This window comes from Stenotrophomonas sp. T8 (assembly GCF_051853085.1).
GTDB lineage: Bacteria > Pseudomonadota > Gammaproteobacteria > Xanthomonadales > Xanthomonadaceae > Stenotrophomonas > Stenotrophomonas sepilia.
Genome location: NZ_CP195329.1, coordinates 1230280 through 1242426, shown reverse-complemented (window position 1 = coordinate 1242426; position 12147 = coordinate 1230280). Strand labels below are relative to the sequence as shown.

Here is a 12147-nt window from a genome sequence, read left to right as displayed (position 1 = left end):
TCCACACTGTCCATACCGTCCACACCTATTTTTTTGAATTGAGTAATGGAGAACTGGGGCGATGTGTTGGTACATGTACGCGCGCGAGAAATGGTGTGGACGGTCAGGACAGCGCTGTCGCAGTAGGCGGCAGGTCTGGTCAGTGGTTCGGACGGGTGTGGACGAAGCTGGAGAGGTCTGGTCAGAAGTCAGGTCCACTGGGGGCCTCCTGCCTTGACCTCTGTACGGTTGCCAGCCAGTCATCGATTGCGAGGCCAGGCCTGAACCACCGTGGCTCCCGGCCGCCGTCGTCGGGCCAGCGCCTGCGCTGTTGCTCCCAGCCCAGCGTCTTCATGATCGAGGCGACCCGCATCTGCTCGGGCTTGCCGTGCTTCCCAGGGTCCAAGCCGATGGCGTACGTCAGAAGGTTGTCGGTGGTCGCCCAGTCGATCTGCGGCGCCATCGCCAGTCGTGTCGGGTACTTGCTCGGCTCCATCCGAAGGTCGAGCCACTGCTCGACTCGCCCCTCCCAGCTGTCGCCCACATACCTGCTGGCCTGCTCTTCCTTCGCGTCTGCCGGCAGCTCCCACCACTCGAACCCGGCGTTGAACATGGTCACAGCCTCCGCCCACAGCTGGTCGCGCAACGTTGCGATCGCGGCAATCTGCACGTCGCCGTCGGTTCGCACGGGGAGGAAGCGCCGCCCACCGGTCGGGTCGCGTAGGTACTGATGCTCGTTCGTGGTGCCGGCGAACACGCATTCGCGGCGGTAGGATCGGGGCACGCGCTCGTAGGGCGCACGGAACTTGTCCACGCGTCTGGTGATGGCGGTCTTTACGCTTGTCACATCGGCCTTCGAGAAGGAGTCCATCTCGCCGATCTCGACGCCCCAGGCCCCTTGGATGACCTGGTAGAAGTCCTTACCGCTTGGGGATTCGCTGGTCTCGACAAACCATTCGCTGCCGAAGATCGCGCGCAGGGCGCTTGACTTCCGCTTGCCCTGCTCACCTTCCAGCACCAGCATGAAATCCACCTGTGCGCCCACGCTGGGCTGCTTGGCGTCTACCCACAAGATGCGAGCCACGGCACTTACCATGAAGCACTGCGCTGCGCGCAAGCTGTAGGCATTGTCCGCCGCACCAAACAGCTCGACGAGCATGCGCTCGACGCGCGGGACGCCATCCCATTGCAGGGCACCCAGGTAGTCCTTGATTGGATGACGGCGGTGCCGGCGCGCAACCGCGATGACAGCCTTCAACACCAGGTCATCACTGCACTTCATCCAGTAGCGATCCGGATGCTGCAACCACGCCGCCAGCTCGTAGGCATCCGAGTCGATGAACTCGTCCCTGCTGCCACCTGTCCATGGTGGATCTCGGTGCAGCTTCACCTGGTTGCTGGAGTCGTTGAGCCACCACAGCCCCTTCAACCGATCGTCGTTCTCCATGATCAGAATCAGGTTGTGCAGCGTGCCTTCGACATTCCCATCGCGATTTCTGGTGAGGTGCTCCTTCCAGGCATTGGGATCTACCCCGCCACCGCCTGGCGGTGGCGCACCGCCGCCATCGATCACTGTCATCCTGCGCCTTGTCCCCACGCTCATTGCCGCATTGCCTTTTCGTAGCCCCGCGCCAGGCGCAGGTATTCTCTTGCCCGCTCCAGGCGCAAGCGCCGAGAGTGCTCATATGGGTTATCTAGGGCTGCCTGGGCCGCGATTCGGTAAGCCCTGGCGAGCTTCGCATTGGAGTGCAGCACTCGCTCCTCCAGCCTCCTGTCATGCGCCATTGGCAGCCACCACGTCGAGTTCAATCACGCGGTTTGCGGCCCAAGCCGCAAGCTGTCGAGGCGTCCAGCCGTCGCGCTCCAACGCATCTGCGATGTCCCAACCATCGGGCTGGCCGGTCACATCCACAAACCGGATCGATCTCGCCCCTGCACGCTTGAGCAGCTGGGCGACCCCCGGCTTGAACTGGTTGGCGTCGTTCCTCCACCCAAGCATTGCCTGCCGCCCAGGGAGGTCAGCATCGGGCCAGAGCACGCAATCCCGACCGGCCAGTGGCGACCAGTCCGCTTTCGTGACGGCCTTTCCGCCTCCCGACCAGCTGATAGCCGCATAGCCGGGGAATGCACGCGCCCCCACGTCCCGACACTTCTCTCCCTCTGGGATCAACACCGGCGCGTCGGGTTTCGCAGCCAGGGCATCCAGCCCATACAGCGGCCGCGCCCCGGGAAAGCTCTCAAGGCACCACTGCTTCTGCCCGGCCGGTCCGACGCACCAGGTCACTTGGGGCGTCCACTTCTTCAGCTTGCGGCTGTCGTGGTCGATGAACTCACAACGCAGCACGTACCCAAGGATCTGCCCTTCAGCGTTGCGGTAGGGAAACACCCTGGCCGGCTTCATCCTGCGGAGCTTGTCGCGCTTGGCGTTCCAGATCGGCACCGTCCAGCCGCTGTCAGTCAGCAGTTCGGGCGCATCATCAGGCACGGGTAGGATGGGCACCCACTTCACCCGCAAGGACTCTTGGCTCAGGAGTTTCTCGCGCTCTGCCGCGACGCCCAACTTTCCGCCACTGAGCTGTGCACATGCGTCAAGGAATCCGACCTTCAGGTGATGCACCAGGAAGCCGATCACGTCGTCGTGCGCGCCGCAGCCAAAGCAGTGGTAGAAGCCTTTAACTTCGTTGACAGTGAAGCTCGGCGAGGACTCGTCGTGAAATGGACATAGCCCGCTGTACTCCCCGCGACCGGCTGGCCTCAGCTTGACGTAACGGCCGATGACATCGGCGATGTTTGCCGACTCGCGTATTGCATCGGTGTCTACGGAACTGTTCGCCATCAGCGGCGCCTCGCGGCTTTTGATTCGCGACGCTCAATCATCCACCACTGCACCCGCAGATACTCGGCGATTCGCTGCCGGCAGCCAATGCCACCGGTGCATACGCCAGGCGCTTGGCAGGCTTCTGCGATCTGGTCGATCTGTGTGCGCCATTCTGCGCGCGGCTGCCGCGCGATCAGCAGTGCCTGGTGCAGACATCGATTCACACCCAACGGATACCTCCTTCATCGAGCTGGCGCTGGGCGCTATCTCTACGCTCGGTTTCTTGGCGAATTCGCTCACGCTCTGCCAGTGCTTCATCACCCACTAGCCCTGGCACTGCATCGGTCAACGCAAGTGCGGCAAGCTCCATGGCCCGACGCGCGGATGCGCTGGCTATTCCACGCCTTCGATACCGAGATCGACGGGCGTGGTCCGTACCCACGTCAGTCCTCCGTCCCCAGCTGCCCAGCCGCACGGCACGCATTGCGCTCCAAGCGGTAGCAGAGCTTGCGCACCTCGCGCGAAAGGTCTTGGATTCGATCTGCCTCGGGAACGCTCAGGCGTTGATCCGCTATCGCGTCGATGCCCGCACCAGCCAACGCCCCCGTCAGCTTGTGCAGTTCCAGCAGCTTCGCCTGGATCGCGGCCAGCTCGTCAGGCCAACCACCCTGCGGCGGCGGCGGTACGTAATCGACCATCAGGTCGTACTGGGCAGCAAGAGAGCAGACCCAGTCAGTTGCAATCTCCTGCGTACCGACGAATAGCTGCAGGTAGTCCGTCAGGATCTCGGCCATCTCCATCGAAACGGACTCGCCATCGACGCCCCTGAGCTTCTTCCTCAGCGTTTCCGCCGAGATCGACTTGCCACGGCGCTTGCTAATGTGCGCGGCCGCGTCCTGCAGCCCCCCAGGAGCACGGGTCACTGCGTTGTGCAGCGCGTCCCGCCAGTAGAGGTCAGAGCGACGGCACGTCATGCGGCCCCCTGAAATGCGCCATCGATCATCGTGGAAAAGCTGACTGCGGCGGGGAGAACATTGACCGCATGACAGAGATCATCAGTTTCCCGCAGCGCATGCGCTTCACCGCTGTCCGTACCTATGACGCCGCAGCAGGCGTCGGCGGAGTGGTAGCGGTGCTGTTTGCGCCCGCAAACCTGGCTCATGTCTGCCGAGGCGGTCATGCAGTTTCAGCCGGCCAAATGTCGGGACGGATTGCGGCGAGCGCCAACGGCTCGCAACCCAGCGCGACACCGATCTCGACCGATGCCAGCTGAATCTTTCGCGCCAAGACCGGGCTGGGCTTCTTGTTCCTCCATCCGGTCGCGCACTGCCACAGGTATCCCTCAGAACTGCCGGTCAAGGCAGCGAGGCGCCGCTTACGTTCGGGGTCCGAAATGAAGGTGAGTAGGTCCATAGGGCCAGTATTTAGCCCGCAGCTAAACCGCGTTGTCAAGCGCTCAGCGCAACTTCCCTGTTTAGCTACTAGCTACGCTTGGCGTATGGATGCCATCACCGCCAGACACCTCAACCTCCAGGCCCTGGTCGCCACGCTAAAACCCCAGTTGGGGACGCAGAAAGCGATCGCCATCCACCTGGACATGGCGCCTTCCTATCTGAACCAGCTATTGAACGGCAAGAAGATGGGGGATGACGTTGCGCGCAAGATTGAACGCGCGGCCGGGCTATCCCATGGCTGGCTGGACCAGCCGAGGTCCGACGACGACGCTGGTGCTGGGGCCGCTGCTGGTTCTCAGGATCTGCGAATCGACCCTGAGATCATCGCCTCCGCGATTAGGCTTGTGAGGCTAACCTTCGCCAACCTCGGAATTGATGACTTCAGCAATGAAGAAGACGGTACTCCGCTGGCTTATGCCTACGAGTACCTCTATCAGCGAGGTGAGGCAACGGTAACGCCCGACAACCTGATCGACTTCAGCAAGGCGCTTGCGCAAAGGCTCAGGGAGAAGGATGGAGAAGCAGAAAAAGGAGCCCCCAGCCGCGGGGACACTCGAAGCATTGGCCCAGGTGATCGCTCAGCGCGTCGCAAGGCGTGATTGGCAAAGGCCCAAGCTGCGTCTGGTCGAGAACCCTAGGCCATCAACCATCGATGGCGTGACGCGAGACAGCATCCTCCGGCGTATCCGCTGGCTCCGCGATCACTACAACCTGGGTTGCTTGATTGATCAGGCAACGTTCAACACGCCAGGCATCGACTGCCTTGAAAACGACGCGTTGGTGCGTCTGCACCGAGAAATGGAAGCCGCGAGGGAATGCTGCATGGACGGAGTTCCGTTAGATGAGGCTGGCTTCATCCGGGACGTTTCCATCCAGGACGCGTGACCCTGAACCAGAGCAAGTGGGCGCGCAAAGCGCCCACACTTACGGCGTGCTGGCACCCGAGTATTTTTCCCGCGTTGCTCGCTCTCGCTCAGCCCGAGCGTCACCGCACCGCTTCCTTGCCTCGGTCATCTGGCTGTCCGCAGAAATCCTGTCAGCTGTCTGGGCCTGCTGCAAGCTAGCAATCTGAGACCGTATCCCCGACGCATAAGTGGCGCCGGCAAGGTTGTTCCTTGCCGTAGCCAGTTCACGGTTCAGCGCGGCGATCTGACGCGACACATCCTGCCCTCGGGCGTTGACCGGGCCGTAGATCCTGCTCTGCTCCGAAGACAAACAGTTGCGTTCGGCGATGCCTGCATCAGCAAGCTCTGTCGTTTGGTACACCGCCGCGCGATTTGCAGCCTCGCCCGAACTCTCCGTGGCAGCGCGGTTCGACCGCAGCTTCATTGGGGCCGCATCTGCGGAACATGGCGCCTGCGAGTAGACCGTCTCGCCACTCCTCCCTTTGCACTTGAACACCTCGGCCGAAGCCCATGGCGCGCATGCAAGCGCAACCCCTAGCACCATCAACCTGCTCCACATGTCAGCCTCCATGGCCCCTGTACTCCTAGGAATTATCAGGCGAGCCAGGCTTATTTCCAGCCACGTGCCAAAATTTAGCTGACAGCTATTGCAATCGAAATTTAGCTGTGGGATAAATCGTTCCGCCGGCCATCAGCCGGCGGGCGACCGGCGGGTCGCCACCCTGCCGGCCCCTCCCCCTACCGGCAGCAGCCGCCCCCTCGGCACCTGACCCGCCGGCGCCCTCCTTCGAACAGGAGCGCGCCATGTCCCATCGCTATGCCGATCCAAGTCCCTGCCTGCTGCCGCTGTTGGCCGTGAAGGCCCTGCGGGCGGTGGCAGCACGTGATCACAGCACCGCCCGGACCCTCTGGGCTCGCAGCAAGGGCGAACACAGCCGCAACCAGCTGCGCCGGTCCCGGCGCATGGGCGTCGCCAGCCTCCGGCTGGAGGCCTGCTCCCGTGACATGTCGGCCGAGGTGCGGGCATGAGCGCCAAAGTCGAATTCACTGCGAAGTGCTTCGGCGCGAACCTCAGCGTCCACCGGGACAGTGACAGCTCCTGGCGCATGTCGCTCTACACCTTCGTTGGGAAGAACAAGACGCACCGAACCATTGCGTTCGCCTGCGCCAATCCCGGCCAGATGCCGAGCGTAGATACCGCTGATGCGGATACCGGCACCCCTGCCGCTATATGGCTTGGCTCGGCCTGCTTCGATCTGCCAACCGCTCTCGCCCCGAAGGTCCAAGCGTTCCTGGCTGAGCATGCCAACGGAGGCGCAGCATGAGCCGGCCCCTCCGCCTCGCTTGGGCAGCCGTCGCGCTGATGGCCGCCGTTGTCGTGCCACTGCGTATCGCGGAGATCCACCAGGCGCATGCTGACCGTGATGCGGCCAAGGCCCGGTGGGCGATCAGCACATCGGTGAGGGGCTGACCATGCGCCAGACCTCTCGCCCGCTCCCCCCGTCCGTGCCGCTGTGTGGTCCCGGCCATCGACCTCACATCGTGGTGACCGAAGGCGCCCCTACCGGCCATCGCCTGGGCGCCCCCTGCCCGCCGCTGGTGCACATCGAGTGCCACAGGTGTGGCCTCGCCACCCGCCCGGTACCAATGGAAAAGGCCGCGCTGGCAGAGCTGCGCTGGACGGATGCAAGCCTGGCACACCTGCGCATCCCGATCTCCCTGCTCGCCCGCCATCGCGGCGAGGTCCTGGCCGAGATCGCCGCCGACTCCCCTTCCACGCCCATCGCTGCCTGACCAGGAGAACAACCCATGTCCGCTCCACTCAAGCCGAAGGAAAAAGCCGCGTTGCTCGCAGCGCATGGCGCTTCGGATCACTCCCTCCACCGCACTGCCAACGGGTTTGCACCCCACAACCGCCCCGAGAAGTTGTTCACGCGTCGCGTCATGAACTGGCTGGATGAGCGCGTGCTGATCAGGTACGACGACCCGCAGCTACCGCGCAAGGCGACCTTGACCGCCATCGGCATCGCCGCCGCCGAGGCCGAGATCGCCAAGGCCCGTGACCTGGCGCTGTCGGCATGAGCGCGCAGCCAACGTTGCCCGTCGAGCAGCAGTTCGCCACCGGCCACCAGGGCGAGTCGCTTGTGCTGATGGTGTGCCAAGGCTGGCTATGGGCCGGCCTCTACACCGCCGCCCCGCGCGAGTCGCTTCTGAAGGTAGCCGCCAGCGCCAGCCGGAGCGTGGGGGTATCGCACCACTCACTCACCCTCGGTGGCGTCTCGTTTTCTCTCAACCGACTTGCCGCACAGGCCGCACACCGCTGGCTCGACCGCCAAGGCGTGCGCGTTCGTTCGATCTCCCCCAACAACCGCGCTACGCGCCGCACGCGAGGAATCGCCGCATGAACCGTTCTGTTGTCATCTACGGGCCGCAACGCTGCGGCAAGACCACCAACGCGCAGGATCTGCGAACACACTTCGGCCTGCAGGAGGTCCTGGACGACTGGGACGGACACACTGCGTATCCGCTGCAGGACACACTTGTCCTGACCAACAATCCGGATGCCGTTGCTCACCACTCATCGCGTGTGCTGCACCACGGCTGCGCAATGCGCGAACTGCTCGCGGAGGCCCGCGCATGAGCGCCCGCCCGCAGCAGATCGGCCGGGCCGCCGAAGTGCGTAAGGTCCTGTCCATGTTCCCGCAAGGCGCTACGGTCGAACAGATCAAGACCGCTGGCCGCATCAACAGCACCCACCAGGCTATCGGCTACACGCTGAAGGGGTTGGCACGCAGCGGCCAGGCCATCTGCCACCGCTCCGGCGTGCGCGGGATCTGGCGCCTCTCCAGCCACACGCAACATGCGATCGCGCCGCTGCGCGCGGCACCCGCGCGGGAGCGACCGACCTGCGTGGTAGGTCCGCTCACCGGGGTCAGTGACGCGGCGACCACGATTCGACATAGGGAACTTGACCGGCAGCAGTTGGCCGACGACCTGGACGCCTTCCTCGCAGCGGGCGGGCACATCGAAGTGCTGGGGCACACCCCGCTTCGCCCGCTGATGAGCCGGCACACCGCCAACCACGGCAGCTATGCAGAGCGCATGGCAGCCCATGAGATGGACTGAGGCACGCATGAGCAGCGAATCCCACGCCGCGACCTCCACCGAACCCGGCAGGCCCGGCAGTACCTATTCCGATGGCCCCGTCTGGCACGCCTTCGGCCTCAGCCGCGCCGCCTATCACGTGGTGCCGCGACGCACCCTGCAGTCGATGCCGGTCGAGTGGCAGGCGCGCTTTGTCGCGCTGATCGAGGAAGCACGCGAAGTGCTTCCTGATGAGGCTTTCCCTGAGTACCAGGTGATTCGCATCGACGCCGGCCGGTTCGCCTCCGACCCGAACCGGCGCTATCGCCATGCAGCGCCCTTCCCCCTTCGCTCCGCTGGCGCCGAGCAGGCGTCCCAGATAGCGCCGCTCGCAGGCGCGTTCGTCAACACCGATACCCAATTCAAGCAGGCCCGCCGATGACCGCGAACCTCACGCTTCTTCCTACGAACTGTCCCGTTCTGCGCGACGCATTTGAAACGATCAGCGCGATCGCTGTCGAGGCCGTGTGGCTGCCCAACCAGGCGAAGGCCATCACCCTCGCGCAGGCCCAGACCGCGCTGCGGGATCTGCACCACCGCTTGCCGCGCTTGCAAGATCTGCGCGTGTTCGAAGCCCCCGTAGCCGCCTATGTAGCGACTCTGCGCAGCAGCATGCAGGACGGCGACACGCCGCTCTGCGATACCACCCGTGCCCGGCTGGCGCAGGCGACCGAATTACTGGAGCTGGTCAGGAATCAGTCCCGCACCGCTGTCGATCCAGCGGACCCGTGGCGCGGCCTGTACCACCCCAGTCGGCTCCCGGCGCGCAACGCTGACGGCGAGATCCCGTGCCATCCGGATGTGCCAATGTGGGCTGACGGTCGCGAGGTGTCGTTGCGGCCGTTGTTCCTCGCGCAGGGATTCGACCTGGTCGTGGTCGAGGGCGAATTTTCCGAAGAGGGCATCGGAGCGGGCGTTTACAACGCCGCACAGGAACTGCACGACTGGAACCCGGAGGCACCTGGAGAGGACTGGCGTCTGGCGTGGTTAGGCGAGACGGAAGACGGCCTCGCTGCGTGGTTCGTGCGGCCCCTCGCCATCGCTGCCATGCACGCGTGGAATGGCGCAGCTGCCCATCCGGACGCAGCCTGATGGACCCAACGCTGAGCGAGCGGCACCACCGATACCGGGTCAAGGCCGGCAGAGCAAAGGCCGCGCTCTACGCCCGCGTGGTCGAGAACAAGCGCTACACGATGCGCCAGATCGCTGAAGAACTGGGCGTGTCGATGACCACAGCAGACACGCGGGTGAAGCGTGGTCCATATCCCCTCACTTGGGAATCGCTGCGCCTGGCGCGCCTTCCCGCGAACAGAAAGGACATGCAGGCATGAGCAACGACAACAAGACACTGGCGGACGTGCAGCCCGGTGGGAGGGTGAGGCTGGGGCAGGCGGGGCAGTTCGATTCAGAATTGCTGTGGTGGCTGATGGATGCAGCAAGCACGCTATCCGAAGGCGGCAACGAGTCACACGCCGAACGCCTGCGGTCGCTACATGCCGCCCTCTCCGCCCAGCCCTCCCCGGGTGGTCAGGATGCGTTGGATCTGGACCGCGTGCTGTCGCTGGCCGACGTGCACGCCGAGGAAAGCCGGGAGGACGGCGTGCGCCTGCTGGATCGCGGCGGACTGCTGGCGTTCGCGCAGGACGTGGCTGCTGTCCTCGCCGCCCGCCAGCCGGTGCGGGAGCCGGTCATCGACTACGAAGACCTGTTGGACCAGGCCAAGGACTTGATCCACTGCGGTTGTAGCGTCAACGGTGCCTTCGATTGGCTGCTGGAACAGCTGACTGGCGGCGAATCACTCGCAGCCCCGCCCGCGCAGGCCGTGGACCTGGGGCCGTTGTGGGTAAGCGTCAACGATCGGCTGCCGAGTGAGGAAGATTATGGCGAGAGCGGGGACGTGGTGGTGCGCTACCGCTATAACACCCCGAACAGCGTTCAGGGCAGTTGGGATGTCGGCGAAAGTCGGCACGACGCGGACGACATCGAGTGGAACAACGGATGGCTGTTCGGTAGTTGCGACTACGCAGAGGTATCCCACTGGATGCCGAAGCATGCGCTGCTGGCCCTGCTCGACCGCCTGGCGGTGGGCCAATGAACCGCGTGCAGCACCTGGTGAACGTCTCGGGTGGCAAAGACAGCACGGCTGTGTATCTGCGCGCCATCGAGCTTGGCCGGCCGTTCCGTGCTGTGTTCGCCGACACTGGCAACGAGGATCAGCGCGTATACGACTACGTGGCAGAGCTTGCGCACAAGACGGGTGGACCCGAGGTCGAGACCGTGCGCGCCGACTTCACCCGGCAGCTGGATCAGCATCGCGCATACATCCTGGCGCGCTGGCCCGGCGAAGGAATCCCTGATGACATCGTGCAGCAGGCTGCAGCGCTGCACGAGCCCACGGGCAACCCCTTCTTGGATCTCTGCATCAGCAAGGGGCGATTCCCTTCGCGAATGGCGCAGTTCTGCACCGAGGAACTGAAGACGATCCCGATCACCACCCAGGTGGTCGGACCGATGCTAAAGGCCGGGCCGGTGCTGCAGTGGCTGGGCATCCGAGCGGAGGAATCCGCCAACCGTGCCAAGCAACCGCGCTTCAATCGGCATGAATCCGGCTGCTACGTGTGGCGGCCAATCTTCGATTGGACGGTCCAGCAGGTATGGGACCAGCACCGCCGACACGGCATCTCACCTAACCCGCTCTACGCCCTCGGCATGGGGCGCGTGGGTTGCATGCCCTGCATCAACTGCCGCAAGAGCGAACTGAGGAACATCGCGGACTTGTTCCCTGACCACATCGAGCGCATCCGCCAGTGGGAAGAGATCGTCGCCTCGGCCAACAAGCGCCGCAGCGCCACGTTCTTCCCGGCAGTCACCGACCCCACCGATGTGGAGCGCCCCGGCACCTACTCGCGGATCGACACGCTGGTCGAATGGAGCCGCACCAGCCGAGGCGGCCGCCAGTTTGATCTGTTCTTCCAGGCCCAGGCCGGCGGCGGCTGCACGTCTGACCTCGGCCTTTGCGAAAGGAGCGCTGCGTGACCCCGCCCATGGCTGACCAGCTGCTCACCGTGCATCCAGTGCGCGTAGTGGTGAACGCGAAGTTCATTGCGAGTCCCGGTGTATCCGTGCTTGAGGGTCGCTTTCAGTGCGAACTGGACTGCGGCCACATCGTGCTCCGCCCAGGGGAGCATGTGCGCGGCACCAGGTTCTCTATTCGGGCGCCCCACAGTGCCCAGTGCAAACAGTGCAAGAAGGAGCCCACCCATGGCTGAGCGAAAGCCGTATGGCCGCACTGGCGACGATATGGATCTGCCCGAGGGCAAGACCTGCGGCGACTGCGTGCACTGCCGACGCTGCAGTGGCATGTTCGGCCACATCCCTGCAGACGAGAGCTGTGACTGGTCCCCATCCCGTTACCGCGAAGATGACAGGAGCAACCCTTGAGCGCTAAGCGACAGCAGGTCGTGGACGACATTGACGACACCATGGGCCTGGAAGGCGCGGCAAGGATGCTGCGGCTCGGCCTGGAAGCGATGAAAGACCTGGTGGACAAGGGCGAGGTGCCAGCCGTGCGGCTGAACCAGAAACACACGGTCATGCTGCGTGAGGACCTGATCGACTTCCTGCGCTCGGAAGGGCGCAGGCAAGCTGCTGAGCGAAAGAAGTCGGCGATTGGCACCCAGCCTGCAGCCAACTCACCCGCACCTGGGTCGACAAGACGTGCAAGCAAGTCGCGTCGCACCAAGCTGCCCGACCTCCGCGCCTACGAGCAGGCCGATCAGCAGCGATCGCAACGCTAAGCAGACCTCCAATGAAGCCTGCCGGGCTTACATCTGCTGCAGAGTCGGCT

The 12147-nt window shown here is 64.3% G+C and carries 21 protein-coding genes; 17 read left to right on the top strand and 4 right to left on the bottom strand.

Annotation, left to right across the window (positions count from 1 at the left end; translation table 11 throughout):
- Positions 1-181 precede the first annotated feature (181 nt).
- The 3 genes from ACSDHM_RS05880 to ACSDHM_RS05870 all read right to left on the bottom strand — a co-directional run bounded on the left by ACSDHM_RS05880 (position 182) and on the right by ACSDHM_RS05870 (position 3771).
- The gene (locus tag ACSDHM_RS05880; RefSeq protein ID WP_425604379.1) at positions 182-1582 is read right to left on the bottom strand and encodes a VapE domain-containing protein; all 1401 of its coding nucleotides are present in this window, start codon (positions 1580-1582) and stop codon (positions 182-184) included.
- A gap of 171 nt (positions 1583-1753) precedes the next feature.
- Complete coding sequence (locus ACSDHM_RS05875; RefSeq protein ID WP_439426743.1) at positions 1754-2815, bottom strand: CHC2 zinc finger domain-containing protein; 1062 nt, start codon at positions 2813-2815, stop codon at positions 1754-1756.
- A gap of 425 nt (positions 2816-3240) precedes the next feature.
- On the bottom strand, positions 3241-3771 hold the full coding sequence (locus ACSDHM_RS05870) for a hypothetical protein (RefSeq protein ID WP_015994734.1): 531 nt from the start codon (positions 3769-3771) through the stop codon (positions 3241-3243).
- A 68-nt stretch (positions 3772-3839) separates the two neighbouring features.
- On the opposite strand from ACSDHM_RS05870, the gene ACSDHM_RS05865 reads away from it, so the two are divergent.
- From ACSDHM_RS05865 to ACSDHM_RS05855, 3 genes are all read left to right on the top strand, one after another.
- Positions 3840-4070, top strand: a complete 231-nt coding sequence (locus tag ACSDHM_RS05865; RefSeq protein WP_439426742.1) for a hypothetical protein — start codon at positions 3840-3842, stop codon at positions 4068-4070.
- 225 nt (positions 4071-4295) lie between these two features.
- A complete protein-coding gene (locus ACSDHM_RS05860) occupies positions 4296-4850 on the top strand; it encodes a helix-turn-helix domain-containing protein (protein WP_439426741.1) in 555 nt (184 codons plus the stop codon).
- Positions 4822-5136: a hypothetical protein gene (locus ACSDHM_RS05855; protein ID WP_439426740.1), complete on the top strand. Its 315-nt coding sequence runs from the start codon at positions 4822-4824 to the stop codon at positions 5134-5136. The genes ACSDHM_RS05860 and ACSDHM_RS05855 overlap by 29 nt, the downstream gene beginning before the upstream one ends.
- A gap of 39 nt (positions 5137-5175) precedes the next feature.
- Here ACSDHM_RS05855 and ACSDHM_RS05850 read toward each other — a convergent pair whose 3' ends face one another.
- Positions 5176-5700, bottom strand: a complete 525-nt coding sequence (locus tag ACSDHM_RS05850; protein ID WP_439426968.1) for a DUF4124 domain-containing protein — start codon at positions 5698-5700, stop codon at positions 5176-5178.
- 260 nt (positions 5701-5960) lie between these two features.
- Here ACSDHM_RS05850 and ACSDHM_RS05845 point away from each other — a divergent pair, with 260 nt between their 5' ends.
- The 14 genes from ACSDHM_RS05845 (at position 5961) to ACSDHM_RS05780 (ending at position 12097) form a co-directional block, all read left to right on the top strand.
- The gene (locus ACSDHM_RS05845) at positions 5961-6185 is read left to right on the top strand and encodes a hypothetical protein (protein ID WP_049456195.1); all 225 of its coding nucleotides are present in this window, start codon (positions 5961-5963) and stop codon (positions 6183-6185) included.
- Complete coding sequence (locus ACSDHM_RS05840; protein ID WP_439426739.1) at positions 6182-6481, top strand: hypothetical protein; 300 nt, start codon at positions 6182-6184, stop codon at positions 6479-6481. The genes ACSDHM_RS05845 and ACSDHM_RS05840 overlap by 4 nt, the downstream gene beginning before the upstream one ends.
- Positions 6478-6627 carry a hypothetical protein gene (locus tag ACSDHM_RS05835; protein WP_180860014.1) on the top strand — a complete coding sequence of 50 codons (150 nt, stop codon included), beginning with the start codon at positions 6478-6480 and terminating at the stop codon, positions 6625-6627. Before ACSDHM_RS05840 ends, ACSDHM_RS05835 begins: the two co-directional genes overlap by 4 nt.
- Positions 6628-6698: 71 nt before the next feature.
- A complete protein-coding gene (locus tag ACSDHM_RS05830) occupies positions 6699-6950 on the top strand; it encodes a hypothetical protein (protein ID WP_439426738.1) in 252 nt (83 codons plus the stop codon).
- Positions 6951-6965: 15 nt separating this feature from the next.
- Positions 6966-7238 (top strand): hypothetical protein, encoded by a 273-nt coding sequence (locus ACSDHM_RS05825; RefSeq protein WP_439426737.1) that lies wholly within the window; start codon positions 6966-6968, stop codon positions 7236-7238.
- The gene (locus ACSDHM_RS05820) at positions 7235-7561 is read left to right on the top strand and encodes a hypothetical protein (RefSeq protein WP_014646648.1); all 327 of its coding nucleotides are present in this window, start codon (positions 7235-7237) and stop codon (positions 7559-7561) included. The genes ACSDHM_RS05825 and ACSDHM_RS05820 overlap by 4 nt, the downstream gene beginning before the upstream one ends.
- Positions 7558-7797: a hypothetical protein gene (locus ACSDHM_RS05815; RefSeq protein ID WP_439426736.1), complete on the top strand. Its 240-nt coding sequence runs from the start codon at positions 7558-7560 to the stop codon at positions 7795-7797. The genes ACSDHM_RS05820 and ACSDHM_RS05815 overlap by 4 nt, the downstream gene beginning before the upstream one ends.
- A complete protein-coding gene (locus tag ACSDHM_RS05810; RefSeq protein ID WP_015994725.1) occupies positions 7794-8282 on the top strand; it encodes a hypothetical protein in 489 nt (162 codons plus the stop codon). Before ACSDHM_RS05815 ends, ACSDHM_RS05810 begins: the two co-directional genes overlap by 4 nt.
- A gap of 7 nt (positions 8283-8289) precedes the next feature.
- Complete coding sequence (locus ACSDHM_RS05805) at positions 8290-8682, top strand: hypothetical protein (RefSeq protein WP_439426735.1); 393 nt, start codon at positions 8290-8292, stop codon at positions 8680-8682.
- Positions 8679-9392: a hypothetical protein gene (locus ACSDHM_RS05800; RefSeq protein WP_439426734.1), complete on the top strand. Its 714-nt coding sequence runs from the start codon at positions 8679-8681 to the stop codon at positions 9390-9392. Before ACSDHM_RS05805 ends, ACSDHM_RS05800 begins: the two co-directional genes overlap by 4 nt.
- Entirely contained in the window at positions 9392-9631 is a 240-nt protein-coding gene (locus ACSDHM_RS05795) for a leucine zipper domain-containing protein (protein WP_164232462.1), read from the top strand. Before ACSDHM_RS05800 ends, ACSDHM_RS05795 begins: the two co-directional genes overlap by 1 nt.
- Positions 9628-10395 carry a hypothetical protein gene (locus ACSDHM_RS05790; protein ID WP_439426733.1) on the top strand — a complete coding sequence of 256 codons (768 nt, stop codon included), beginning with the start codon at positions 9628-9630 and terminating at the stop codon, positions 10393-10395. The genes ACSDHM_RS05795 and ACSDHM_RS05790 overlap by 4 nt, the downstream gene beginning before the upstream one ends.
- Positions 10392-11336, top strand: a complete 945-nt coding sequence (locus ACSDHM_RS05785) for a phosphoadenosine phosphosulfate reductase domain-containing protein (protein ID WP_439426732.1) — start codon at positions 10392-10394, stop codon at positions 11334-11336. The genes ACSDHM_RS05790 and ACSDHM_RS05785 overlap by 4 nt, the downstream gene beginning before the upstream one ends.
- Positions 11337-11761: 425 nt before the next feature.
- Complete coding sequence (locus ACSDHM_RS05780; RefSeq protein WP_439426731.1) at positions 11762-12097, top strand: hypothetical protein; 336 nt, start codon at positions 11762-11764, stop codon at positions 12095-12097.
- Positions 12098-12147: the final 50 nt, after the last annotated feature.

Coding starts and splice junctions, on each gene's coding strand:
- ACSDHM_RS05790 (WP_439426733.1), top strand. CDS start 9,628: ATGAGCAACGACAACAAGACACTGGCGGACGTGCAGCCCGGTGGGAGG.
- ACSDHM_RS05805 (WP_439426735.1), top strand. CDS start 8,290: ATGAGCAGCGAATCCCACGCCGCGACCTCCACCGAACCCGGCAGGCCC.
- ACSDHM_RS05820 (WP_014646648.1), top strand. CDS start 7,235: ATGAGCGCGCAGCCAACGTTGCCCGTCGAGCAGCAGTTCGCCACCGGC.
- ACSDHM_RS05840 (WP_439426739.1), top strand. CDS start 6,182: ATGAGCGCCAAAGTCGAATTCACTGCGAAGTGCTTCGGCGCGAACCTC.
- ACSDHM_RS05795 (WP_164232462.1), top strand. CDS start 9,392: ATGGACCCAACGCTGAGCGAGCGGCACCACCGATACCGGGTCAAGGCC.
- ACSDHM_RS05850 (WP_439426968.1), bottom strand. CDS start 5,700: ATGGTGCTAGGGGTTGCGCTTGCATGCGCGCCATGGGCTTCGGCCGAG.
- ACSDHM_RS05800 (WP_439426734.1), top strand. CDS start 8,679: ATGACCGCGAACCTCACGCTTCTTCCTACGAACTGTCCCGTTCTGCGC.
- ACSDHM_RS05835 (WP_180860014.1), top strand. CDS start 6,478: ATGAGCCGGCCCCTCCGCCTCGCTTGGGCAGCCGTCGCGCTGATGGCC.
- ACSDHM_RS05880 (WP_425604379.1), bottom strand. CDS start 1,582: ATGAGCGTGGGGACAAGGCGCAGGATGACAGTGATCGATGGCGGCGGT.
- ACSDHM_RS05865 (WP_439426742.1), top strand. CDS start 3,840: ATGACAGAGATCATCAGTTTCCCGCAGCGCATGCGCTTCACCGCTGTC.
- ACSDHM_RS05825 (WP_439426737.1), top strand. CDS start 6,966: ATGTCCGCTCCACTCAAGCCGAAGGAAAAAGCCGCGTTGCTCGCAGCG.
- ACSDHM_RS05875 (WP_439426743.1), bottom strand. CDS start 2,815: ATGGCGAACAGTTCCGTAGACACCGATGCAATACGCGAGTCGGCAAAC.
- ACSDHM_RS05785 (WP_439426732.1), top strand. CDS start 10,392: ATGAACCGCGTGCAGCACCTGGTGAACGTCTCGGGTGGCAAAGACAGC.
- ACSDHM_RS05845 (WP_049456195.1), top strand. CDS start 5,961: ATGTCCCATCGCTATGCCGATCCAAGTCCCTGCCTGCTGCCGCTGTTG.
- ACSDHM_RS05870 (WP_015994734.1), bottom strand. CDS start 3,771: ATGACGTGCCGTCGCTCTGACCTCTACTGGCGGGACGCGCTGCACAAC.
- ACSDHM_RS05815 (WP_439426736.1), top strand. CDS start 7,558: ATGAACCGTTCTGTTGTCATCTACGGGCCGCAACGCTGCGGCAAGACC.
- ACSDHM_RS05860 (WP_439426741.1), top strand. CDS start 4,296: ATGGATGCCATCACCGCCAGACACCTCAACCTCCAGGCCCTGGTCGCC.
- ACSDHM_RS05810 (WP_015994725.1), top strand. CDS start 7,794: ATGAGCGCCCGCCCGCAGCAGATCGGCCGGGCCGCCGAAGTGCGTAAG.